Below are 21977 nucleotides of genomic sequence, written 5' to 3'. Positions count from 1 at the left end.
ATTGATTTAACATTGAATACCAAAAACAGAAACCGCATTAAGAAAGAAAAGATCCCCGTTGATGAAACGCTATCTCATCCTCGACGAGCAAGCCGAACGTGAAGCGCGTGTGATGCACCGCTATCGCGTTGAGGTCGCCGCGTACTGGATGAAATGGCACCTGTGTGCCGGGCTTGCCGCCGCCCTTGGAATGATCTTTCTGTCCGGCCTTGTTGTTGCCATTTACAACGCGGCTGTTCTCGGCATCGGCCCGACCCTAAATGACTGGGGCGATTTCTCGTTCCTGCTCCACATCAATATTTTCAACTGGCGCGTCGACCCGGACTACTACAACCGTCTGGTGACCTACCCGATGATCCCCCTCGCCCTCGACCACATGCCTTGGGCACATCTGTTCGGCTTCATCACGATGGGTACATGCCTGATCACGGCAATGATGAGCGTGCTCCATTTCGAACCGATCATCAGCCACGATCCAAACCGCTATATCCGGATTGAGCCAGTTCGGCTGACACCGCCGATTGAGGTCTATTTCGAAAGCGATCGCGGGCTCGACCAGAAATTCGTGATCGACGTCCTCTTTACCGCGCCAGGCCAGGCCAGCGCCCAGGTCATACGCGAGAAATCCAAAGCGATATCGCTGCATTGCCAGACTGAGATCCAGCGACTGGTCGATAGCGCGGTATGGCAAATCCGCCTGCCGCATCTCCGGCGGCAACTGGCCCGCATCGCCATGGACTACGTGCCCCGCGATGCGATCCACGACCTCAAGATCCGCTCGATAAAGATGCATCCCGTGGTGCGCCCGATGCCAACAGCCGTTTCTGCGGCAATGCAAATCGCCAACGCAGAGAACCTGCCTGAAGCGCTGAGTACAGTTGACGACATCGCTCCGGAATCAGTCCCGGCGGAATAGCCGCCTATTATGCTTCAACACGCTCCCAGACAGTCACATTTTTCTGCTCGATCATCGGCGCGACACGATCGTCGAACGTCTTGAAATGGTCGCTCGCCAGGTGGTCCTTGAAAGCGGCTTCATTGTCGTAGATCTCATAGAGGAAGCAGTGCGCCGGATCTTGCGGGTCGAAGCAGACATCGAACTGAGTGCAGCCGGGCTCCACCCTCAGCGACGCCGCGGCATTTTCCAGCATAGCCTCCCTAAACGCCGCCGCCATGGCAGGCCGGATGTGAAATTCGACGGTGATGACATACATCTCGTTATCTCCAAGCACAAAGGCACATTGATCCGGTCAGAAGCCTATCAGGCTGCTGGCTCCGACCCAGAGCAGACGCACTGCAAGCAACGTCAGAACAGTCTTGAAGCCGATAGCGAAGATACGCTCCGGCATCCATTCCAGTACTTTCTTACCGGTTGTCGTGCCGAGGAACCCGGTCGCGATCATTGCTATAATCAGCGGCAACCATTCCGGAAAAGCGAAGCCGATGATACCGAACGCCACGACCTTCACCCCGTGCTGCACCATCATGCAGGCACTGTGAGTCGCGACCGTTATCATCTTGCCGTAACGATCCGGCGGCAGGAACGCGGCCAGCAGGGGGCCAGTCGCGCCGACGAACATCGTGGCAAAAGTGGTCACTGCACCGACCCCGATGAAACCGGCGGCCGGTATCTTGTGCTTGCCAAGCTTCGGGCCCCAGACCGTATACAGAATGAAGCAAGCCAACATCGCCTGAAGGGCCGCCTGCGGCAATGAGACGACAATCTGCGCTGCGATAGCGACGCCAACCAGCGCACCGATGACAAAAAACCCAAAGAGCCTACGCTCCGTATGCTCGCGCATCACATAGGCCCGTCCGGCATTCGAGCCCAATTGCACCACGCCATGCACCGGGATCACCGCCAGCGGCGGCAAGACGGATCCAATCGCGACCAGCATCATAACCCCGCCCCCAAGGCCGAAAGTCACGGTCACCGCAGACGTCACATAGCTGAAAAGGATTAGCGATATACACGCCCATAGCGGCACAGAGTCGGGCAATAAGACTTCAATCACGGACGGCGTCCCCCAACGCAGGAATAAAGAAATCGGCCGCAGCTTACCCCAACACTGTCACGCCGCCACCCTATCGCTTTGGTGACTTGTGCCAGATCAAGCGCCATGTAGATTGAGAACCTGATTGCAGGCATATTGCTGCCGTGCTTCTGGATCAACCCGGCACCGTCTCCGAATAGACGGCACCAAATGGAGACCCCACTTGAAGAAACTGGTTCTCGCGGTTCTGGCGTTGATCGTCGTTCTGGGCGTGGTCGTCCTCGTCGGGCCCAGTTTCATCGACTGGAACAGCTACAAGACCGAGATCACCCGGACGGTCGAGGAACAGACCGGCCGGCAGCTTGAAATTGACGGCGACATCAGCTTCCAGGTGCTTCCCGCGCCCCGGCTTTCCGTTGAAAAGCTGAAGCTCGCGAATGCGGAAGGCGGCAACGCCGACACCTTCATCTCGGCAGGCGCGTTGCAAATCCATGTCGCGCTCGCGCCGCTACTGAGCGGCAAGGTGAAGGTCGCATCCATTACCCTGGAAGATCCAGTCGTCGCACTTGAGCAGTTTGCGAACGGTCGCAACAACTGGACGTTCAGCACCCCCGCCCCCGATACGGCGGGAGAGGCTGGCAGCAGCAGCGGAGACGCCGGGCCAGCCAGCGGCGGGGATATCGATCTCAGTCTTGACGGCGCCACGATCACGAACGGCCGCATCTCCTTTTTCGATCACTCAACGGGAGAAACCCATACCGTCGCAGGACTGGCTGCCGCGCTCAGCGCAAACAGCCTGAACGGCCCGTTCAAACTGACCGGCGACTTCAACTACAAGGACGTGCCGGTCGCGCTTTCCGCAGCGACCGGCACGATAGACGCCGGTCATGCGACACCGCTGGAGACCATCGTCACTCTTGGCAACAAGGCGGCGGAGCTGAGTTATAGTGGCACCCTCGTGCTCGGCGACATGCCCCGGCTGATGGGTACCATCGGCGTAAGCGGCAACGATCTTGTCGCCGCCGCTGCAGCATTGGCACCGCTCGGCGCGCGCACCGAAGCACTTCCGGCCGCGCTGGCCGGACCGTTCAAACTGTCATCCAAGCTGGAAGCCTCCTCGGAGCAGGCTGTTCTGGGTGAACTTGCCCTGAGCGCAGGCGGACTCTCCGCAAAAGGTGCCGTCACGGCCCGTCTCGCCGACGGCGTCGACGTCGATGCGAGGCTTGCACTCGACCGGTTCGTGCTGGATGACTTGCTGACAGCATTAGCCAGCAACAATGTTGCTGGCGGAGAAGCTCCCACCGCCACATCGGCCCCAGCGAACACCGCCGCTGCGGATTTCACCCTCCCGACCGGGATCGACGCCGACCTGACCCTGACTGCCGATGCTATCGACTATCGCGGCGGGGTCATTCGCCAGCCCCGGATCGAGGCCTCACTTTCAGGCGGAGCGGCGGCCCTGAATGTATTCAGCGCGCAAATGCCCGGCGGGTCCGACATCAGCCTGTCCGGCACCCTTGAAAGCGCAAACGGTAAACCGCAATTCTCCGGCCGTGCGGACTTCGTGTCGGACAATCTGCGCGGAACGCTAAGCTGGCTCGACATCGAAATCGACTCTGTTGCCCCCGACCGTCTGCGTAAGGGCAGCCTCGGCGCTGACATTGCCGCAAGCCTGGAACAGATCCAGTTGACCAACTGGACCATGGATCTCGACACAACCCAAATCCGGGGCGGCCTTACCCTGTTGCTGCGCGATCGCCCCGCATTCGGCCTGGCGCTGGATCTCGGCAAGATCAATCTGGATGCCTATCTTCCGCCTGAAGACCAGGCCGGTACAACAGAGCCCGTTCCTTCCGGCACACCCGCACCGAGCGGTCCCTCTCCCATGGAGCAGGCCGCAGTCGCCCTGAACAGTTTCGATGCCAATGTCCGGATCGGGTTTGACCAAATTACAGTGCGCAAGACCCCGATCATCGGCGGTCAGCTCGAAGCCCGAATTCAGAACGGCGCGCTCTCAGTCAGCAAACTCGCCATCGCAGACCTTGGTGGCGCGAAGGTCGATCTGAGTGGTTCGCTCGCCGGGTCCGTATCCGATCCGAACACGAAATTAGAGTTTATGATCGACGCCAAGTCGGTCACCCGCCTCGCCCGCCTCGCCGGCATTGAGCCGAACGAAACGCTGCAACGCATCGGCAGCGCCACCCTGAACGGCAGCATCCTCGGCGACCTGTCGGCCCTGACCGTCGATGCGACGGCAAAAACAGCCGGTGCAACCGCCTCGGTCAAAGGCATCCTGCACCCCCTGGCGCAACCGCTGAACGTCGATCTGGCAGTCAAGCTGCAGCACCCGAGCGTGGACGAACTCGCGGCAACCCTGTCTCCCGGTGCGATCCCGACAGACATAACGCTCGGCTCCCTAGCGCTCGCAGCGACCGTGATGTCGGCGCCTGACGGCGCCTATGGCGTCGATGCAACGATGGATCTCGGCGGGGGCCAGCTCGGACTGAAGGGGACGGTTGCTCCTGGTTCTGACAGCACAGCGCTTGCACTCGACACGCGCTATGCTCATCCGGATGTGGTGGCCCTGATACGTGGGTTCTCGCCGGGTTATTCTCCATCGAAGCGCGACCTCGGACCCGCAACCCTGGTAAGCCGCCTCGAAGGCAATACTGATACTCTGAATGTCAACGGCCTGCGGCTCGGCCTTGGACCGGTCTCCCTGACCGGTACGGCTGCACTCACCCTCACCGGGCAGCGCCCCAAACTGATGCTCACCGCCGAATCCGGGGCCATCGCCATTGATCCCTGGCTGCCAAAGGGCAGTGCTCCACCGGCTGGCGGCGTTGCCCCTGTTGTGCCGGTGAAAAGCAGTTCCCGGACCTGGTCGCGGGAGTCGATCGACACCTCGGGACTGCTCGCCGCAGATGCGGATATTGGCCTGAAGGCAGAAAAAATTCTCTACGGCGCCTATGAGCTGGACAAAGTCGACCTGGCGGCAGTGCTGGAGAATGGCGCATTGACCGTGTCACGCCTGACCTCCGGCCTGTTCGGCGGCACCCTGAACGGCACAGCCTCCCTGAAACACGGTACAACGCCGTCGGCCGGGCTCACCCTCAGCGTCAAGAACGCCGATGTGCAGCAGGCTGCGGCCACAGCGACCGGCGCCCCCCAGGTCACCGGCACTCTGGATTATGAAACCAGTCTGAGCACCTCGGGCCGCAGCGAATACGCGCTGGTTTCCGGATTGCAGGGCAGCGGCTCGGTGAAGGTCGCCGACGGCAGTGTAGAGGGGTTCGACCTGCCGGCAGTAAGCGAGCAGCTGAAGCAGCTCGACCGCTCCGTCGATTTCCTGGTGCTGGCGCAAAGGGCCATGCAAGGCGGCACAACACCGTTCGATAGCCTGAGCGCGACCTACAAGATCACCAATGGTGTACTGCAATCGGAAGACATTTCGCTCAAGTCGAAAGCAGCCGAGGGACGCGGCACCGCCGTCGTCAATCTGCCGCCGCAGGAAATGGATGTCCGCACCCAGTTCTGGCTCAGCGAGCATTCGAACTCACCGCCGATCGGCTTGCGCCTTACCGGCCCACTCGACAATCCGCGCCAGATCCTCGATGCCAACAAGCTGCAGACCTACGTGCTGCAGCGGGTGATCGAGCGCGGCATCCTGCGGCAGTTCAACAAGAACACGGGCAGCAGCAGCGATGGTACGACAACGACCACGCCGGAAGCCGCACCGAGCGAACCCGTCGAGAAGGTCGATCCCCGCAAGGCGCTGCGCGGCGTGCTGAAAGGGTTACTCGGGAACTGACGGCGTGCCGCCAAGCAGTTCCGACAGAACGAAAACGCGCAGCGCGCTTGAAAGATTGCCGCTGCGCGTCGCATCCACCTCGGAGACCAGACTGTTGATCGAGAGGTCTCTCGCAGCGGCGATCCCCTTCAATACATCCCAGAACGCCTCTTCAAGCGATACCGAGGTGACGTGACCGGAGACCGTCACCGTCCGCTTGCGGATCCGGGTTGGATCCCGCTCTCTTGTCGCACTCACGCGCCGCGCCGGACGAAGTTGGCCACCAGCTCGATATGCGGCGTCCAGAGAAACTGGTCGATTGGCGTGACTTCAACGCATTCATAGCCGCCATCCACCAGCGTCCGCGCATCCCGGGCGAATGTGGCCGGGTTGCAGGAGACATAGACGATCCGCTGCACCTTGGATGCAGCCAGGGCCGCCGCCTGTTCTCGTGCGCCAGCGCGGGGTGGATCGAGCACCACCGCATCGAACTTGCCGAGCTCCTTGCCGGCAAAGGGACGCTGGGTCAAATCTCGCCTCTCGGTTCGGACCCGCCCTCCGAGCCTGGCCGCATCGGCCCCAGACCGGATCGCGGCGAGCAGAGCATCGTCGCCTTCGACCGCAAGCCGTTCCGCAGTCCCATCCAGCGCAAGACACAGGGTGCCGCATCCGGCATAGAGATCGAGCACGGCACGCGCGCCCCCCGTGCCTTCGCACACCAACTCCTGGATCGCCGCCTCGCCATCCACCGTCGCCTGCAGAAAGGCGCCAGGCGGCGGCGTCACGGAGACCGATCCGAAGGTGATAATCGGCGTGCGGCGCTGCGCCAGCGGCACCGGGTCCGGAAGACTGTCACCCTCGGCATGATAGGAAAGCCGGGTCAGATCCTGGTCATCGGCAAAGTCGGCGAGCTTCTCGCGAAAATCGAGATCGGGATGGTCCGGCAGGCGGAGCAACAGATCGAGCCCGTTATCAAGCTCGTTCACCACACAATCGACGGACTGCCCTGACTCCAACACACCGCCGAAAAGCTGCCTCAGCGGGGCCATCAAAGCAAAGACGGACGGACGCAGGACCGGGCATTCGGTGATTTCGACAATGCGGTTGCTGCCACGCTCATGGAAACCGGCGACCAGTTTCTTTCCAGTCATTCGGAGCACGAAATCGGCTCGGCGCCGGGCAGCAGGCGCGCAGGTCCGCAACGCCCCGACGGTCACCTCACCCAACCCGGCCCGGCTGAGATATTGTACGACCTGATCCCGCTTCCAGGCCTGATAGGCTCCGGCGTCGAGATGCTGCACAGCGCAGCCTCCACAGGTCATGAAATGAGCACAGGCAGGATCGGCCCGCTCCGGAGCCGACTCCACCAGTTCAATCAGATCGCAGGCAACGCCCTCTCCACGGTCGGACACCGGGCGCACCCGGACCCGTTCGCCAGGCAGAGCGAAAGGAATGAAAAGCGGACGGGTCTCGCTGACGTAGCCGGTCTTGATTTCCGCCTGGGCCAAACCGTCACCTCGTCCGCCGAGCCGTTCGACAGCTACTTCGAGGAGCGGCGTATTGGCCGCATATCCCCGGCGTTGCGCCGGCCGCTGCGTGGACCGTTGTGCCCGCTTGCTTCTCTGCCGTCCTCGGCCCATAAAGCGTCCGCCCTTTCTGCATGCGACGTATAGCCCCTGACCATTGCCAGCGGCGCCTGCTATGGTGATGACATGCGACGCGCCACGATGACAATAACCGAACTGCGAATATCGGCGGGACACAGCCATGCCCGCCGCCGTTTCATCGCGGCTGTTTTCGGTATTCTGGCCCTCGTGACCCAGGCTGGCTTCACTCTCGGCGCCTCCGCCGCCCTGACCCCGGCGCCTCCCGGTAGTCTCACCGCCGACCTCGCCAAACTGTGTCTCGGCGCCATCGTTGATGCCGGCGGAGCCAAGGAAGGCAGGCAGCAGGATAACGCAGCCGGTTGCAAGCATTGTACACTCTGTGGCGTGCCGACTGCGACAGCCTTGCCTTCGGGCAATTCCGACACGGCCGGACAGATCATCGCGCCTGACCATCTCGCATCAGGGCCTTATCCGGCCTGTCGTCAGAGATTCATCCGCCTCCGCAATCCCCGGGCACCTCCCATCTGAGCTTTCGATCCTCCTCAAGACAAGCGGCGCCTTAGCCGCACCCCGAAGAATTGAAAGACAGAAAAATGCTCAAGTTTGTAAAAACCGCCGCGCGGTTTGCCGCGCTCGCCATCATTACCCTGCCCCTGTTCAGCGGCATCGCCTCGGCCCATGAGTTCAAGGCCGGCGACATCCTCGTTGACCATCCGTGGGCCCGCGCGACACCTGGCCGCGCCAAGAATGGCGCCGCTTTCATGAAACTGGAAAATCACGGCGGGACGGATGACCGTCTGATGGCGGCATCCGGCGACGTTGCCGCCCGGGTCGAACTGCACACGCACCTGCACGAAAACGGCGTAATGAAAATGCGGCCGAGCGGCCCAGTTCCGGTCCCGGCGCATGGCCATGCGATGCTCGAGCCCGGCAGCTTTCACGTCATGATGATCGGCCTGAAGGCACCGCTGGTGGAAGGCGAGACATTCCCGCTGACACTGACCTTCGAGAAATCGGGTTCGGTGACCGTCAGCGTCAAGGTCGAGTCCGTTGGCGCGGGTGCCGGCAAAAAGCCCATGAAGCATGATATGAAACACGGTCACGGCACGAAGAAGAACTGACCTGCCTTTTCCGGCAAGCGATCAGGCGGGGTCTTCCTGCTTGATCGCTCCCGGTCGGGTCGCGATCCAGGTAGCGACCAGGGCCAGCACGACACCGGTTGCAGCCGCCAGCCGCCAGTCCTCCAGCACAAAGCCCCAGAGCAGCGCGAAAGAGAACGAGATCATCGTCACGGCGGCCATCTTGGCACGCAGCGGGATCACCCCATGCTCATGCCAGGCACGCACACCGCTTCCGAAGCGCGGATGGTTGTAGAGCCAGAGGTGAAACCGTTCGGAAGAGCGGGAAAAAGCCCAGACTGCAATCAGCAAGAACAGCGTTCCCGGCAATCCCGGCAGCACAATCCCCGCAATCCCCAACACCGTGCAAATCATGCCGACGCAGAGCAGCACATACCGCCAGGGGCCACAGATGGTTTTTGTCGATCCGCTCAACTCTCGTCTCCGCGCGCTCTGTCTCGCACGCTGATGATGGACTTGATCCGTTAAGATTTAGTACCGCCCCCGGCATATGCCTAGAGGCGACGAGCGAACCATATCACGCGGCCGACGATATTCACTTCCTCAATAGTCCGTTCGTAATCCTGATAGCGCGCGCTTTCCGAGCGGATCAGTACCCGCGGCGGGTCGCTGTTCGGGATATATTCGAGTTGCTTGGCAACCAGGCCAATACCGTCATGCAGCACGAAAATTCCCGGCGGAGACGGGGCCGTGCGGCTGAGATCGATCATCACCTTGTCGCCGGAATACAGCACCGGTTCCATCGAGTCTCCGTCGATAGAAATTACCCGGAGATCGCGGGCCGACGCCCGCAGCTCGTATCGAAGCCAGCCAGCATCGAAGTACCAGTCGTTGCCGCCCGGCTCCTGCTCGAGATTAGCCCCGCCACCGGCCGAGGCGGAAATGCGCACTTCGGGAACCGCTGTTACTCTCGACTGGTCGACAGGGCCGGAGCCCGGAACAGACGGCATGGTCACAGCGGGGCCTATGCGGCGCGCCGGAGACGGGGAAGAAACCACTCCGTGCTCCGGTCGCAGCACCGCCTCATCGACGCCAAGATGGCTGGCCAGGGCATAACGCACGTCTTCCGGCAGCTTTCGCGGCGTTCCACGATTGATAAACTGATGCAGGTAGGCGTGATTCTTGCCGCAAGCCAGCGAGGCTTTCTTCAGATCCGTTGGAGGATCACGATGCGCCACCAATTCCAGGATGCGCTTTCGCTGGATATCGAGCTTCATAACTGGAACCTATGCCCCCATAATCGGATGATCAAGAGTTTTTTTCCTATTGCCGAATATTAATCTTTGGCCTAAAACAACCTAAGCGTCAGTGGCAAAGGTATTTTTTGACCGGGAAAATCCGATCTCGTCGCAATTTAACGCTTTAGGCGTAGAAATGCCATAACCACACCTTTACCGACGCTCTGTTCATCGCGACGATGATCGGTTCCGACTGGAGGGAGTCAATGACGAGCACGCAGATTGCGCCGGATCCAAAATGGATCAAACATTACCTGAAAGAAGCAGCGGACACTTTGCACCGATTACCAAGGGCATATGCCAAAGCTCGACTCACCGGGTGGCCCGATGTCGCGCAAAACAGCTTTGCGCATGAATTGTCACCGGGAAAAACACGGCCGGCATCGCCAAGTCCGGCGGCGATCGACCGTCTCGATGAAAGCCTCGGCTGGATGTTCGCCTGCGATCAGGAGCAAAGGATCGTGGTTTGGGCCCGGGCCTGCGGTGTGGCCTGGCGAAAGCTGGAGGATATTGACGGGCGCAGCCATGTCACACTGCGGCGGATCGAAGATCGGGGACTGGCCGCAATCCGTGACCGCCTCCGGAAGACGCCTCCACCACACGTTTTTCGCAGACCTGATTGATCGGTTTTTTCCGATTATTAAAAAACACAAAATGTTGATTTAGCAGCATATTTCTTGCCGCACCGCCAGATCAACATACAAACAAATGACGCTCTATCGGAAAAAACCGCTTTACAAGGTTTATAAAATCGGCTAAATACTATTCTATCGTCGGCGCCTTGTGGGAACACCCCGCAGGGCGCCTTTTTTATTGGGTGAAACGCATGGCAGAATCCGCAGCCCGGACCCGCAAGAAGCGGCATTTTCTGAAAGCTCTCGCCGAAACAGGAAATGTCAGTGAAGCCGCCCGCAAGGCGCGGCTCGATCGTAGCAATGCCTATCAGATAAGGCGGCAGGATCAGACCTTCGCCGACGCCTGGGACGATGCCCTGGACATAGCGGTCGACCTGCTTGAGGCCGAGGCCCGAAGCCGGGCCGTCGAGGGCGTTGAACAACCGCGTTTCCATCAAGGCAGGATCTGCGGGACGGTCAGAAAATACTCCGACTCGCTCCTGATGTTCCTATTGCGGGCACACCGCCCGGAAACTTTCCGGGAGGGACGAGATGCCGGATCAGAAGACCTGGAGCGCCACCTCAAGGGAGCAAAGGAAAAACTCGCCGCCCGTCTCGAAGCTCTCTCTCCACCCCCAACCGCTCCGGATGATGAATCCGATAGAGCGGACCCGGTTCCTGAGCGGGATCAGTGACGCCGAAGCCGCCCTCCTGCTGTATGACTGGCCGTTCTGGGCGCGCGAGAAACAACTGCCGCCGGATGGCACCTGGCGTGTCTGGCTGATCCTGGCCGGACGCGGTTTCGGGAAAACCCGAACCGGCGCTGAATGGATCAGGACGGCGCTCGAAAGCGGCCGCTGTCAGCGTGCTGCGATCATCGGAGCCACAGCTGGTGATGTCCGCGACGTCATGGTCGAAGGAGAGAGCGGCCTGCTGGCCATTGCCCCGCCATGGGAACAACCGCGCTACGAGCCATCGAAGCGCCGGCTCACCTGGAAATCCGGCAGTGTCGCCACCTTGCTGTCCGCCGATGATCCGGACCAGGTGCGCGGCCACCAGTTCGATATCGCGTGGGCCGACGAAATCGCAGCCTGGCCCCAGCCCGAAGCCTGGCACAACCTGATGATGGCCCTCCGGCTCGGCACCCGGCCGCAATGCATTGCGACCACAACGCCGCGTCCGAAAGACTGGCTGAAGCGTATCGCGGAGGCTGACGGCTCCGTCGTGACCCGTGGCCGAAGCACGGAAAACCGCCTCAACCTTGCCCCGGGCTTTCTTGCCGCCATGGAAAGCGCCTATGGCGGCACCCGGCTTGGACGGCAGGAACTCGACGGTGAATTCCTGACCGATGTGCCCGGAGCATTGTGGCGCCGGGAGCGGCTTGAAGCGGCCCGCGTGGCGCCGGGAGGACAGCCCGCTCTGGACCGCATCGTGGTCGCGATCGATCCGGCGGCAAGCCACCACGCCGCTTCGAACGAGACCGGTATCCTGGTCGCCGGACGCGCCGCCGAAACAGCTTTTGTATTGGAGGATCTTTCAGGACGGCTTGCCCCGAACGATTGGGCAGCCCGCGCCATCGACGCCTATCACCGGCATGCTGCGGATCGCATCGTCGCCGAAATCAATCAGGGCGGAGATATGGTGGAGCAGGTGCTGCGCAGTGTCGATCCGTCCGTACCGCTGCGTCTGGTACGTGCCAGCCGCGGCAAGCAGACCCGGGCCGAGCCGGTTGCAGCCCTCTACGAGCAGGGCCGTGTCCATCATATCGGCCGCCTTGATTTGCTTGAGGACCAAATGTGCAGCTTCACCGGAGCATCGGGCGGCAATAGCTCACCCGACCGTGTGGATGCGCTGGTCTGGGCACTAACGGAGCTCTTACTGAGCAGAAACCGGACTCAGACCGGGCACTTCCTGATCTGAGTCCGACCGAGCTGAACCTGAACGTACGGCCTCTGGGCCAGCCACTTGGGGAGGTGGGAGATGTCTGTAATCGCGTACCTCGAAACAAGCGTCGGCCCCGGCAGCGGGCAACCGCACGATATAGCCCTCGTTCAGGCCCTGCTCGCCCATATCAGGGATCTGCTCGGACGACCCTACTGGCCCGGCAGGATCGATGGCTTGGCCAGCGATGCGCTGCTGGATGCCATAAACCGTTTTCAGGAGGAATTCGGCCTGCTCGACGACGCCGGTGACGATATCCGCGCGGTGATCTCGCCGGCCTCCGTGACATTCCTGTGCCTGCGGGAAGCAACGACCCCTGTCCTTGCCGGTCTGCGCGCTGTGACCGGAACCGCTACCCTTTATGTTCCGCCCCGCTGCGGCGAGCATGTCCTGGGGGTGATGACCACGAAATTGCGCAGCCTGGGCTACCACGGCAATGCCGTCCTGGGGCGGCGGCTGGCAGCCTTGGCAGAACGGGTGTTCGACAGGTACCGCTTCCTGATCAGGTTTCCCGCACCGGAAGACCGCAATACCCGGGCACAGCGTGTCCGGATCCATTTTCACGGCCTGAAATGGCTGACCGAACAAGGACGGCTGACGTCCTCGGAGCAGCCGCACAGCCCGGTTCCAGACGCCATCTGGTCCCTCGTCGCAGCGGAAACCCGACCTGTCGGGGGGCTGACGCCGGAACAGATAGACTATGCCGGCTGCCGGGAACTCTGGCTCAGGCATGACGGATGAATATTCCGCAGAAAGGTCACAAAATGAGTTCCGACGTCGCGACTCCGAATGCCGCCTATCAGGATATGGCCACCGATTGGGAGCTGATCCACGACCTGCTCGGCGGCACCCGCATCATGCGGCAGCGCGGAGAAAAATGGCTGCCCCGGGAGCCGGGCGAGACCCGAGAAGCCTATACAATCCGATTGAACCGGAGCGTACTGTTCAACGGATTGCAGCGCACGATCCAGACCCTGCTCGGAAAACCGTTCCACCGCCCCGCCGGCCTGACAGGGACTCCACCGGACGCCCTGGCGACATTGGCGGACAATGTCGATCTGGGCGGCCGCAACCTCACGGTGTTCGCGCGCGATGTGATGCAGGCCGCATTGACCGACGGCCTCACGCATATCCTAGTCGACCATCCCCGGATCGGAGAGGGAGGAAAGGAGACCGCACGGCCTTATCTCGTTCATATAAAGGCGCCGGACCTGATCGGCTGGCGCGGCCAGGAGAGCGGCATCGGCAGCGCCCTCACGCGGGTCCGCATTCGGGAGACCGTGAACAGGGCATCCGGTACGTGGGATGACACGACAGAACGCCAGATCCGGGTGCTCTATCCCGGCCGCTTTGAAATATGGCGACGCGGCGATGACGGCCTTGGTCCATGGCGACGCGATGATGAGGGAGACAGCAGCCTCGGATGCATTCCCCTCGTCACCATCTATGCCAACCGGGCGGGCTTCATGACGGCGCACCCACCGCTGATGGATCTCGCCTGGCTGAACCTTGCGCACTGGCAATCGGCAAGCGACCAGCGTCACATTCTGCATGTCGCCCGTGTGCCGATCCTGTTCGGCCGCAACCTGACGCTCCCCGAAGACGGCCTCGCGCTCGGCCCGAACCGGATCGTCACCGGCGAGGGCGAGAGCGCCGACTTGCGTTTTGTCGAACATAGCGGCGCCGCGATCGCCGCCGGTCGGCAGGATCTGATTGATCTGGAGGACCGGATGGCCGTCATGGGACTGGATCTTATGACCCGGCGCGGCGGTGCCGGGTCAACAACCGCGACGGCGCGGGCGATAGACGCGGCGGAAAACAACACTTCCCTGCTCGGCCTGATCCATGCCGTCGAGGATGGATTGACCGCCGCATTCGGCTTTATGGCGGACTGGCTCGGCGCTCCCCGAAATGAAGCCATAAGGGTCGCATTACACCGCGCAGACTCGCCGAATTAGCCCATCGGTTGAATAGAAAAGCCATTGCAACCCATTGATTGTAGTGGCATAGCCGTGACGTGGAACCGTCTTTACCGATTGATAACTTCATTCGGGTATTACTTGGGCGAGTTAGAGGAGTAGCGCTTTGCCTAGGTATATGAAAACGCCTTACAGCATCGAAACGCGCCGCGCACCCAGCGCGGGTGCGAAGACTGGTGCGAGCCCAAAAAACAACGCCGGCACCAGGAACGCTCTGGTCGCTGAAAGTATTGTCGCCGCCGCCGAGGTCGATCTGTCCGAAGTCATGGAGGCGATCCGCGCTCTGGAAAGCAAAATCGACGGGCATCCACCTGAACCGGCGGCCGCCGAAGCAACGGCGGCAGCAGCAGCAGCCGTAGAAAATACTGGCAAACAGGATCAGAAGATCGAGGAGATCCGGACCGAGATCTCCGAGATTGCTGGCCGTATCCAGGCAACAAAGGTGGAGATTGCCGCCCTGCGCCACCCGTTGTCGAACGAGGACAAATTCGAGTCGGCAACCGAGGAACTCAGCGAGATCGTGCGGCAGACCGAGACCGCCACCGACGGGATCATGGGCAACGCAGAGAAGATCGAGGAAGTCGTCGCCGATCTGTTGACCATGACCACGGACGAATACGCAAACTCCCGGCTAGGCGATATCGCGGACTTGATCACGGCGATCTACGAAGCCTGTAACTTCCAGGATCTGACTGGTCAGCGCATCAACAAGGTGATCAAGGTTCTCAATTATATCGAGGAACGTGTCGATGCGATGATGTCGACCTGGGATATCCGAGAATTCCAGACCATGCCGTTGCCGGAAGACATCACCCGGAAGGACGAGGATCTGACCCTGAGTGGCCCGATGATGGAAGGCCAGGCGATCTCGCAGGAAGACATCGACGCAATGTTCGACTGACGGGAATCCTAAACTTTATTAAAGCTCAGCCATGACGAAAACATGCTGTGAGAATGGGCTTCATCTTAGCTCAACATGACGATCCAGAGCATGTTTGCGGCTCTCCATATTGTGGAATAGAGGAGAATTCCCAATTTAAATGAGCGCAATTTGTTGCAAACCTAGGAAGCACTTGATAGCCCATTGCAACGCATTAGTTGAGCATTGGGAGGGAAGTCGTGCTCACTTCCATTCTAAGAGTGATCCGAATTTCGTTCGCAACCGTGGTTTTGGTCGGACTGATCGGGGGTGTCTCTGCTGATATTCCTGGCGCTAAAGAAGATCCCCTTGGTGGATGGATAACCGATTTCACTACAAATGCATTTTTGTACGCACTATATATCGTTCGAACATACCCAATTGGGATCTTCTTAACGCTTATTCTTGTAGCGTTTCTTGATTATTTATTCACTTATCGAGGCGATACTCGTCTGAAGAATGAGTATCGTGAGCGGCGAAATACACACTCGCAAACTCGCGCACAACCTAGTAGTGTGCAGCGCAGAAAAGCCAATCAGAAGCGTGTAAAACGTAGGAGTCGGACATGAACGAGTGGCAGATTCTGGTCGCATCAGCGGCCATCATAATCGGGTACAAGTTCGTTTGGTATCGCCTACGGACAGTCGTGCAGCCTATCCGTCTAGAAGTTGCGGAAATTGGCGAAACACTACTTGCAAGCAGCGATTTGGACAAGCGGGACAGGGCACTAGTGCAATTCCTGCTTGATCAGACTTTCTCACTAAAATACGCGATAGCAATTGTCTTGCTATTTCCGATTGCCCCAATTTTTGCCGACGTAGATACTGTGAAAAAACGCCAATCTGATTTGAGTAAAGAACGGGTTGTCGAGATGCGTGATGTTGTTCGAAAAGGTATGTTTTGCATTGTTGCGAATAGCCCGATTACGTTCCTAGTGTTCTTTGTTGAGATAGCCCTTTTCAAGCTCATCCTGCCTTGCGGGAACGGCTTAGTGGCGACTCTAAATGGGGCGCAGACCTTACGAGAGCGGCTAGAGAACCTAACGCATTGGCGTTTCCAGCACTAACCAGACAAAAAAAGACAGCAAGAACGACCCTCTACTGAAGGAGTTTCTGTTTATCTGGTTTGCTTGACATCCAACTACGCACACCTCAAACGCCCCGCTCAGCGGGGCGTTTTTCGTTTCAGCCTTTTAGTTTTCGCTACTGGAGCACAGCCATGCCCTTGCCCGCCGAAACCGATTCACTCGACGCCGTCCCGGAAGCGGCCCGCGCCTTCTATGTCGAAACGGACGATGGCCGTTACCGCCTTGATGCCGATGGCGTGGAAGACGTTACCGGCTTGAAATCCGCACTGGAAAAGGAACGCGCCGTACGGCGTGAGCTGAAAGCTGAACTCGACCGCCTCGGCACCGAGCAGGGCACGGAACCGGAAGGCGAAGCGTCTCTGACCCGGGTAAAACTGGAAGCCGCCCTGATCGCCGCCGAGGCCCGGGCCGCGATCCATGCAGAACATGGCATCGCCGAACTGCTGCTTCCAGTCATCGTGCCCCGGCTGATCCTGACAGAAAGCGAAGCCGGTATATCTGTTTCAATCCGGGGTGAGAATGACGCCCCGGCGGAAAACCCCGAAAACGGCACCCCGCTCACCCCACGCGATCTGGTGAGGGAGTTGCAGGCCAGCCCGGTCTATGGCCGGGCCTTCGAGCCACCCGCACGCGGCGGCAGCGGCGCCCCCAGCCTCGGTCAGGCAGGCGGCAACGAGAATGTCATCGCGCTGAGCGATCAGAACGCGCTCGACCGCAATATCGCCGCCATCGCCAGCGGCCGGATGCGGGTCTCCCGCTAACCCGACAAATTCGACAAAACACCTGATTTGACACAACCGGCGGCCGGGATGGCCGGCGGCGCTTCGTGCTGCGCGCGGGCCGGGCAGCACGGCACGAACACGCCTTTTTCACACATCGAGGAGCCTTCGAAATGGCAAATGCCATGACCGAAATCATGCCTAAAATCCTGGCCCGCGGCCTGCTGGCCCTGCGCGAGCAGGCAATCATGCCGCGGCTGGTAAACGCGGACTATTCAAACGACGCCGCCCGCAAGGGCGACACGGTGGACGTTCCTCTGCCAAGCGCCATCACGGCGAGCGACGTCACCCCGTCGAACGCCGCCCCGCAGCCGGACGACATCACCATCTCCAAGGTCCAGGTGCCCCTCGACAAGTGGAAGAAGGCCGGCTTCTACCTCACGGACAAAGAGGTGATGGAGATCGACCGGAACGAGAGTTTCGTGCCGATGCAGATGAGCGAGGCGATCCGGGCACTGGCCAATGCGGTCAACGCCTCCGTCCATGCCGAATATAAAGGCGTCTTCGGTCTTGTCGGCGGGGCAGGCGTGACGCCCTTCGCCTCCGACGTGTCCGACGCAACCTCGGCCCGGAAGCTGCTGAACAAGCAGCTCGCACCGCGCGGCGACCGGCGGGCCGTGCTGGATTTCGACGCCGAGGCCAACGCGCTGGCCCTCGCCCCTTTCTCCGACGCGGAGAAAGTCGGCTCCGCCTCGGTGAAAATCGACGGCGAGATCGGCCGCAAGTTCGGGATCGACTGGTTTGCCGATGACGGCGTACTCACACACGCCGCAGGCACAGCCAGCGACAGCGGCAGCTTCACCATCACCGCAAATGGAGCGAGCACCGGCGCAAAAAGTATCGCGTTGAAGTCCGATACAGGCAACCCGACCGTCAAAGCGGGCGATATCGTCAGCTTCGCCGGACACTCCCAGAGCTACGCGGTGACGGCGGACGCGGCGCTCGATGACACCGGCGTCTCCGTTGCGATCAATCCGGCCTTGAAAGCCGACGTCGCCGCCGATGCCGCAGTGACAGTAACGCCAAGCCATGTGGTCAATCTGGCCTTCCACCGGGACGCGTTCGCGCTTGCCATGCGGCCGCTCACTGCCGGCACCCAGGACCTCTCGCTCGGCAACCAGATCCTGTCCATGACCGATGCCGAGACGGGTATCTCCCTGCGGCTGGAAATCTCCCGCCAGTACAAGCAGACGGTCTGGGAATTTGACGTTCTTTGGGGCGTGAAACTGGTCCGCCCGGAACTCGCCGTCCGCATCGTCGGCTAAGGCCTGCCCTCTTCTGCCTCCCCTACCTGGCCCGGGTCTCCGCATGTCGGAGGCCCGGGCCTCTTTTCATTCAGCATCTGTCAAACCGAAGGGGCCGTTCCATGTCCGAGCCTGAAGCCGACCTGTTGCCGACCGTCACGCTGCAGCACCGCTACGGCGAGCAGCGCCTGCTCGCGAACCGGGCGGATTATATCCACGAGAAAGACGGCCGGTTCAGCAACTGGCTGCTGGCGGACGACGATCCGGAAGTGCAGCCGCCGCCCTGCCAATCTGCTCCGCCCCCCGCACTGCCACCTGCACCTGCCATCCCCCAGGGGACGCATCGCTCCGGCAAACGGCATCGCCGGGGGAGGCGAAAATGAGCATGGCGGTCGGCGAAGACACCTATCTCACCGTCGCGGACGCGGATGCCTATTTCGCGGCTCGCAATGTGGTGGGATGGGCAACCGCGCCGTCGGTCGCCCGAGAGGCGGCATTGTTGCAGGCCACAACCTATATCGACGGCAGCTACGCCTTTCGGGGCCACATCGCCGATCCGGGTCAGCCGTTGTCCTGGCCAAGGCGGGATGCGGTCGACAGCGAGGGCCGCTTTCTTTCCGGCATCCCGCGCCGGGTTGAGCACGCTACCGCCGAGCTGGCGCTGATTGCGCTTGCCGGCGACCTGGCGCCACCACTGGAAAGAGGCGGGAAGGTGCTCCGGGAAAAGGTCGGCCCGGTCGAGGTCGATTACATGCCCGACGCCGTGTCCGGCCGTTCCTATCCATTGATCGATCTGCTGCTGAAGCCGCTGCTGCGGTCGGCCGCCAGCCATGAGGTGAAACGCGCATGACCCCGCTCGGCTCCTCCCTTTCGGGCGTCGCGGCCCGGCTGATAACCCGCTACGGCGCCCCGATGGTTCTCAGCAAGACCGAGGCCGCCAGCTACGACCCGGCCACCGGCAGCGTGACCGGAACACCCTCCGACCATCCGCTGCTGGGCATCGTCGAAAGCGTCTCGACGGCCTTCGTCGGCGGATTGGTGCAGAACGGCGACCTGCTGGTCACCGTTGCCGGAGAGGATCTTTCCGGTATCCGCCCCGCACCGGGCGACCTGCTCCGGATCGACGGTACGGCGCACGACGTCGTCAATGTCACCACCATCGCCACCGGCACCGAACCCCTGCTGTTCCGCCTGCTCGTCAGGCGCTGAGGAGCCCCCACTTGAGGAAATCGCCATGTCCTTCACCAGTGCCCGGCGCGCGGTCGAGAGCTATTTCGGCGCCAACTGGCTGCTCACACCGATCGCCTTCGAGAATGTCGCCTTCACGCCACCCGAAGACGGGCGCTGGGTGAAGCTGATGATTCTGCACGAACAGTCGGAGCAGGCCGCGCTCGGCAGCCCGGCGCTGCACCGTTACCGGGGCCGCATCCTGATCTACTGCTTCACCCCACTCGGCGGCGGCGCCCAGCAAGCGAGCATTCTCGCCGATGCCGCCGCCACCCTGTTCGACGGCGCGCTGATCGCGAGCCACGTGCTGCTGCCGCCGGAAATCACCGAGGACGAGGATATCGACGGCTCCTACCGGGCAGCCGTGGCCATCCCGTTCTGGCGCGACGAAATCCACTGAGTTTCAACCCTGTCCCCCAAACCACACGCCCAAGGAGACCACCATGGCGGATTCAAGCCGCACGGAACTCGCCTATGCTAAGGAATCGCTCTGGGGAACGACCCCGGCATCCGCCCTGACCAAACTCCGCTTCACCGGCGAGAGTCTCGGTTACACGATCGCCACCACGAGTTCATCCGAAGTCAGGGCCGACCGTCAGGTTCCCGACCTGATCCAGACCGGCGCTTCGGCCTCGGGCGCGGTCAATCTGGAGCTATCCTACGGCGCCTACGATACGCTGATCGAAAGCGCCCTGTTCTCGGTCTGGTCCGCCCCGCTCGCCATCTCCGTCGCGGACGATATCACGGCGGATGCAAGCGGCAGCGCTTTCACCAGTACCTCAACGGATTTCGTGGCGGCCGGGATCAAGGCGGGACAATGGGTTCGGGTCGGCGGTTTCGCGGCGAACAGCGGAGAGAATAACGGCCTCTACCAGGTCAGCGCCGTGACGGCGAACAGCCTCACCGTGGCATCCGCTCCGGCAAGCGAAGAGGCGGCGGCCGGGCTGACTGTCAGCATCAACGGCTCGATGATCCGGAACGGGGTGTCGGAAACCGCGCTGACGCTGGAGAAGGCCTTCACCGATATCGATCAGTATATCGCTTTCACGGGCATGGTCGCCGATACCATGGATTTGCAGATCCAGACCGGCCGGGTACTGACCGGCAGCTTCGGCTTCATGGGCGCCACCGCCTCGATCGGCAGCGCCACGGTCGGCACTGGCCCGGCCATTCCGGCCATGATGAACCCGGTGCTGAACGCGGTCAACAATATCGGCCAGGTGATGGAAGGCGGCGCGCCGCTCGACGGCATCTTTCTGCAATCGCTCTCGATCTCGCTCGCCAACGGGCTGCGTGGGATCGGTGCGGTCGGCAGTCTCGGCAATGTCGATATCGGCACCGGTCGGTGCCAGGTGACGGGCCGCGCCAGCTTCTATTTCGCGGACGGCGCGCTCTACGAGAAATACCTGAACGGTACCCCGACCAGCCTTTCCTTCCGGGTCACCGACTCGAACGGCAATGCCTATGTCTTCACCCTGCCGCGCGTCCGGCTGACCCGGGGCAGCATCGCTGCTGGCGGCCCGGACCAGGACGTGATGGCCGACTTCCAGTTCCAGGCCGTGCGCGATCCGGCCACCGGCGCGACCTTCCAGATCGACCGCATCGCCGCCTGATCGCGGACACCCCCTCATTTCCCCACCCCCGACTCTATAAGGACAGACAATGGATCTCTCGAAATTCAAGGCCGACCGCACCGCCGAGGATGAAGGCGTCTGGGTTGCACTGGACGGCGACGACAGCGGCGCCCGGGTCAAGCTCGCCCGGATCGGCAACCGGCGGTATCGCGAGGCGATGCAGCGCCGGATGAAACCGTTCCGCCGGGCCCTGCGCGCCGGAACGTTGGAGGAAGCCACAGCAGAACGGGTGACCGCAGAGGTGCTGGCGGAAACCGTGCTGCTCGACTGGCAGGACCTCGCGCTGGACGGCGCGGCGCTCGCCTATTCGCCGGATCAGGCGCGCGAGTTGCTGCTTGACCCGGCGCTGCGCGATTTCCGCGATCTCATTGTCGAAATGGCGACCGATATCGAGCTCTACCGGCAGCAGGATCAGGAGGAGGCGGAAAAAAACTTACCGCCTTTGTCCGCTGGCAGGTCGCCTGGGGAGAACGGCAGGACTTCCTGACCCTTCTCGCCGAGCAAAGCGGCACAAAGCCATCCGCTCTGGACGAGAAACCCGAGCTGTTTCCGGACCTCGAGCGGGTGGCCCACGCTTTCGCCCTGCTGACACGCGGACGCCCGCTTGTGTCCACGCCATTCGGAACGGCGGAAGGGGCCATCCCGCTGGCCGAGATCGCCGCCTATTGCGGGCTGTTCGGCATCACAGACCCGGACGAGTTCGTACCCCTGCTCCGCACCATGGACGAGGCCTATCTCCGCACCCGCGCGGAGCAAGACCCTCCGCAAAAAAAGAAGGACTGATC

At 61.4% G+C, this 21977-nt stretch carries 25 protein-coding genes; 19 read left to right on the top strand and 6 right to left on the bottom strand.

Features of this window, described 5'->3' with window-relative positions; genetic code table 11:
* Nucleotides 1-61: 61 nt before the first annotated feature.
* Nucleotides 62-916 carry a hypothetical protein gene (locus ABJ076_RS05540; protein ID WP_348190915.1) on the top strand — a complete coding sequence of 285 codons (855 nt, stop codon included), beginning with the start codon at nucleotides 62-64 and terminating at the stop codon, nucleotides 914-916.
* Between the two features lie 7 nt (nucleotides 917-923).
* Here ABJ076_RS05540 and ABJ076_RS05535 read toward each other — a convergent pair whose 3' ends face one another.
* Both ABJ076_RS05535 and ABJ076_RS05530 read right to left on the bottom strand, forming a co-directional pair.
* Nucleotides 924-1214, bottom strand: a complete 291-nt coding sequence (locus ABJ076_RS05535) for a putative quinol monooxygenase (protein WP_348190912.1) — start codon at nucleotides 1212-1214, stop codon at nucleotides 924-926.
* A gap of 36 nt (nucleotides 1215-1250) precedes the next feature.
* Nucleotides 1251-1988: a sulfite exporter TauE/SafE family protein gene (locus ABJ076_RS05530; RefSeq protein WP_348191182.1), complete on the bottom strand. Its 738-nt coding sequence runs from the start codon at nucleotides 1986-1988 to the stop codon at nucleotides 1251-1253.
* Between the two features lie 229 nt (nucleotides 1989-2217).
* Between ABJ076_RS05530 and ABJ076_RS05525 the strand changes: the two genes are divergently transcribed.
* Nucleotides 2218-5805 (top strand): AsmA family protein, encoded by a 3588-nt coding sequence (locus ABJ076_RS05525; protein ID WP_348190909.1) that lies wholly within the window; start codon nucleotides 2218-2220, stop codon nucleotides 5803-5805.
* Here the strand turns inward: ABJ076_RS05525 and ABJ076_RS05520 are convergent.
* Both ABJ076_RS05520 and ABJ076_RS05515 read right to left on the bottom strand, forming a co-directional pair.
* A complete protein-coding gene (locus ABJ076_RS05520; RefSeq protein WP_348190906.1) occupies nucleotides 5791-6042 on the bottom strand; it encodes a ribbon-helix-helix domain-containing protein in 252 nt (83 codons plus the stop codon). The two genes, ABJ076_RS05525 and ABJ076_RS05520, sit on opposite strands and share 15 nt — an antisense overlap.
* The gene (locus tag ABJ076_RS05515) at nucleotides 6039-7760 is read right to left on the bottom strand and encodes a class I SAM-dependent RNA methyltransferase (RefSeq protein WP_348190904.1); all 1722 of its coding nucleotides are present in this window, start codon (nucleotides 7758-7760) and stop codon (nucleotides 6039-6041) included. The genes ABJ076_RS05520 and ABJ076_RS05515 overlap by 4 nt, the downstream gene beginning before the upstream one ends.
* 224 nt (nucleotides 7761-7984) lie before the next feature.
* Here ABJ076_RS05515 and ABJ076_RS05510 point away from each other — a divergent pair, with 224 nt between their 5' ends.
* Nucleotides 7985-8512 carry a copper chaperone PCu(A)C gene (locus ABJ076_RS05510; protein WP_348190901.1) on the top strand — a complete coding sequence of 176 codons (528 nt, stop codon included), beginning with the start codon at nucleotides 7985-7987 and terminating at the stop codon, nucleotides 8510-8512.
* A 21-nt stretch (nucleotides 8513-8533) separates the two neighbouring features.
* Here the strand turns inward: ABJ076_RS05510 and ABJ076_RS05505 are convergent, their stop codons facing one another.
* Nucleotides 8534-8944, bottom strand: coding sequence for a YbaN family protein (locus tag ABJ076_RS05505; protein ID WP_348190898.1), 411 nt, complete (start codon nucleotides 8942-8944; stop codon nucleotides 8534-8536).
* Nucleotides 8945-9024: 80 nt separating this feature from the next.
* Nucleotides 9025-9747, bottom strand: a complete 723-nt coding sequence (locus ABJ076_RS05500) for a S24 family peptidase (RefSeq protein WP_348190895.1) — start codon at nucleotides 9745-9747, stop codon at nucleotides 9025-9027.
* A gap of 227 nt (nucleotides 9748-9974) precedes the next feature.
* On the opposite strand from ABJ076_RS05500, the gene ABJ076_RS05495 reads away from it, so the two are divergent.
* The 16 genes from ABJ076_RS05495 (at nucleotide 9975) to ABJ076_RS05420 (ending at nucleotide 21975) form a co-directional block, all read left to right on the top strand.
* Complete coding sequence (locus tag ABJ076_RS05495) at nucleotides 9975-10391, top strand: DUF6362 family protein (protein ID WP_348190892.1); 417 nt, start codon at nucleotides 9975-9977, stop codon at nucleotides 10389-10391.
* Nucleotides 10392-10594: 203 nt separating this feature from the next.
* The gene (locus ABJ076_RS05490) at nucleotides 10595-11077 is read left to right on the top strand and encodes a hypothetical protein (protein ID WP_348190890.1); all 483 of its coding nucleotides are present in this window, start codon (nucleotides 10595-10597) and stop codon (nucleotides 11075-11077) included.
* Nucleotides 11031-12302 carry a terminase family protein gene (locus ABJ076_RS05485; RefSeq protein ID WP_348190887.1) on the top strand — a complete coding sequence of 424 codons (1272 nt, stop codon included), beginning with the start codon at nucleotides 11031-11033 and terminating at the stop codon, nucleotides 12300-12302. Before ABJ076_RS05490 ends, ABJ076_RS05485 begins: the two co-directional genes overlap by 47 nt.
* A gap of 60 nt (nucleotides 12303-12362) precedes the next feature.
* Nucleotides 12363-13064: a peptidoglycan-binding domain-containing protein gene (locus tag ABJ076_RS05480; protein ID WP_348190886.1), complete on the top strand. Its 702-nt coding sequence runs from the start codon at nucleotides 12363-12365 to the stop codon at nucleotides 13062-13064.
* A gap of 23 nt (nucleotides 13065-13087) precedes the next feature.
* The gene (locus ABJ076_RS05475; protein WP_348190883.1) at nucleotides 13088-14281 is read left to right on the top strand and encodes a DUF4055 domain-containing protein; all 1194 of its coding nucleotides are present in this window, start codon (nucleotides 13088-13090) and stop codon (nucleotides 14279-14281) included.
* A gap of 127 nt (nucleotides 14282-14408) precedes the next feature.
* Nucleotides 14409-15203: a protein phosphatase CheZ gene (locus ABJ076_RS05470; RefSeq protein WP_348190880.1), complete on the top strand. Its 795-nt coding sequence runs from the start codon at nucleotides 14409-14411 to the stop codon at nucleotides 15201-15203.
* Nucleotides 15204-15786: 583 nt separating this feature from the next.
* The gene (locus ABJ076_RS05465) at nucleotides 15787-16287 is read left to right on the top strand and encodes a hypothetical protein (RefSeq protein ID WP_348190877.1); all 501 of its coding nucleotides are present in this window, start codon (nucleotides 15787-15789) and stop codon (nucleotides 16285-16287) included.
* Between the two features lie 152 nt (nucleotides 16288-16439).
* A complete protein-coding gene (locus ABJ076_RS05460; RefSeq protein WP_348190875.1) occupies nucleotides 16440-17069 on the top strand; it encodes a hypothetical protein in 630 nt (209 codons plus the stop codon).
* A gap of 131 nt (nucleotides 17070-17200) precedes the next feature.
* On the top strand, nucleotides 17201-18352 hold the full coding sequence (locus ABJ076_RS05455; protein ID WP_348190872.1) for a P22 phage major capsid protein family protein: 1152 nt from the start codon (nucleotides 17201-17203) through the stop codon (nucleotides 18350-18352).
* 101 nt (nucleotides 18353-18453) lie between these two features.
* Entirely contained in the window at nucleotides 18454-18714 is a 261-nt protein-coding gene (locus ABJ076_RS05450) for a hypothetical protein (protein WP_348190869.1), read from the top strand.
* The gene (locus tag ABJ076_RS05445; protein ID WP_348199524.1) at nucleotides 18711-19181 is read left to right on the top strand and encodes a DnaT-like ssDNA-binding protein; all 471 of its coding nucleotides are present in this window, start codon (nucleotides 18711-18713) and stop codon (nucleotides 19179-19181) included. The genes ABJ076_RS05450 and ABJ076_RS05445 overlap by 4 nt, the downstream gene beginning before the upstream one ends.
* Complete coding sequence (locus ABJ076_RS05440) at nucleotides 19178-19540, top strand: hypothetical protein (protein WP_348187088.1); 363 nt, start codon at nucleotides 19178-19180, stop codon at nucleotides 19538-19540. Before ABJ076_RS05445 ends, ABJ076_RS05440 begins: the two co-directional genes overlap by 4 nt.
* A 25-nt stretch (nucleotides 19541-19565) precedes the next feature.
* Nucleotides 19566-19958 (top strand): phage tail terminator-like protein, encoded by a 393-nt coding sequence (locus ABJ076_RS05435; protein WP_348187090.1) that lies wholly within the window; start codon nucleotides 19566-19568, stop codon nucleotides 19956-19958.
* Between the two features lie 43 nt (nucleotides 19959-20001).
* Nucleotides 20002-21171 (top strand): phage tail tube protein, encoded by a 1170-nt coding sequence (locus tag ABJ076_RS05430; protein WP_348187092.1) that lies wholly within the window; start codon nucleotides 20002-20004, stop codon nucleotides 21169-21171.
* Between the two features lie 49 nt (nucleotides 21172-21220).
* The gene (locus ABJ076_RS05425; RefSeq protein ID WP_348187094.1) at nucleotides 21221-21679 is read left to right on the top strand and encodes a hypothetical protein; all 459 of its coding nucleotides are present in this window, start codon (nucleotides 21221-21223) and stop codon (nucleotides 21677-21679) included.
* A 77-nt stretch (nucleotides 21680-21756) separates the two neighbouring features.
* Complete coding sequence (locus ABJ076_RS05420) at nucleotides 21757-21975, top strand: hypothetical protein (protein ID WP_323796823.1); 219 nt, start codon at nucleotides 21757-21759, stop codon at nucleotides 21973-21975.
* The last annotated feature ends 2 nt before the right edge of the window (nucleotides 21976-21977 follow it).

The organism is Nisaea sp., from assembly GCF_039990255.1.
In the GTDB taxonomy this organism is placed as follows: Bacteria; Pseudomonadota; Alphaproteobacteria; order Thalassobaculales; family Thalassobaculaceae; genus Nisaea.
Note: the sequence above shows the minus strand (reverse complement) of the source record. Positions and strands in the feature narration are given on the sequence as shown.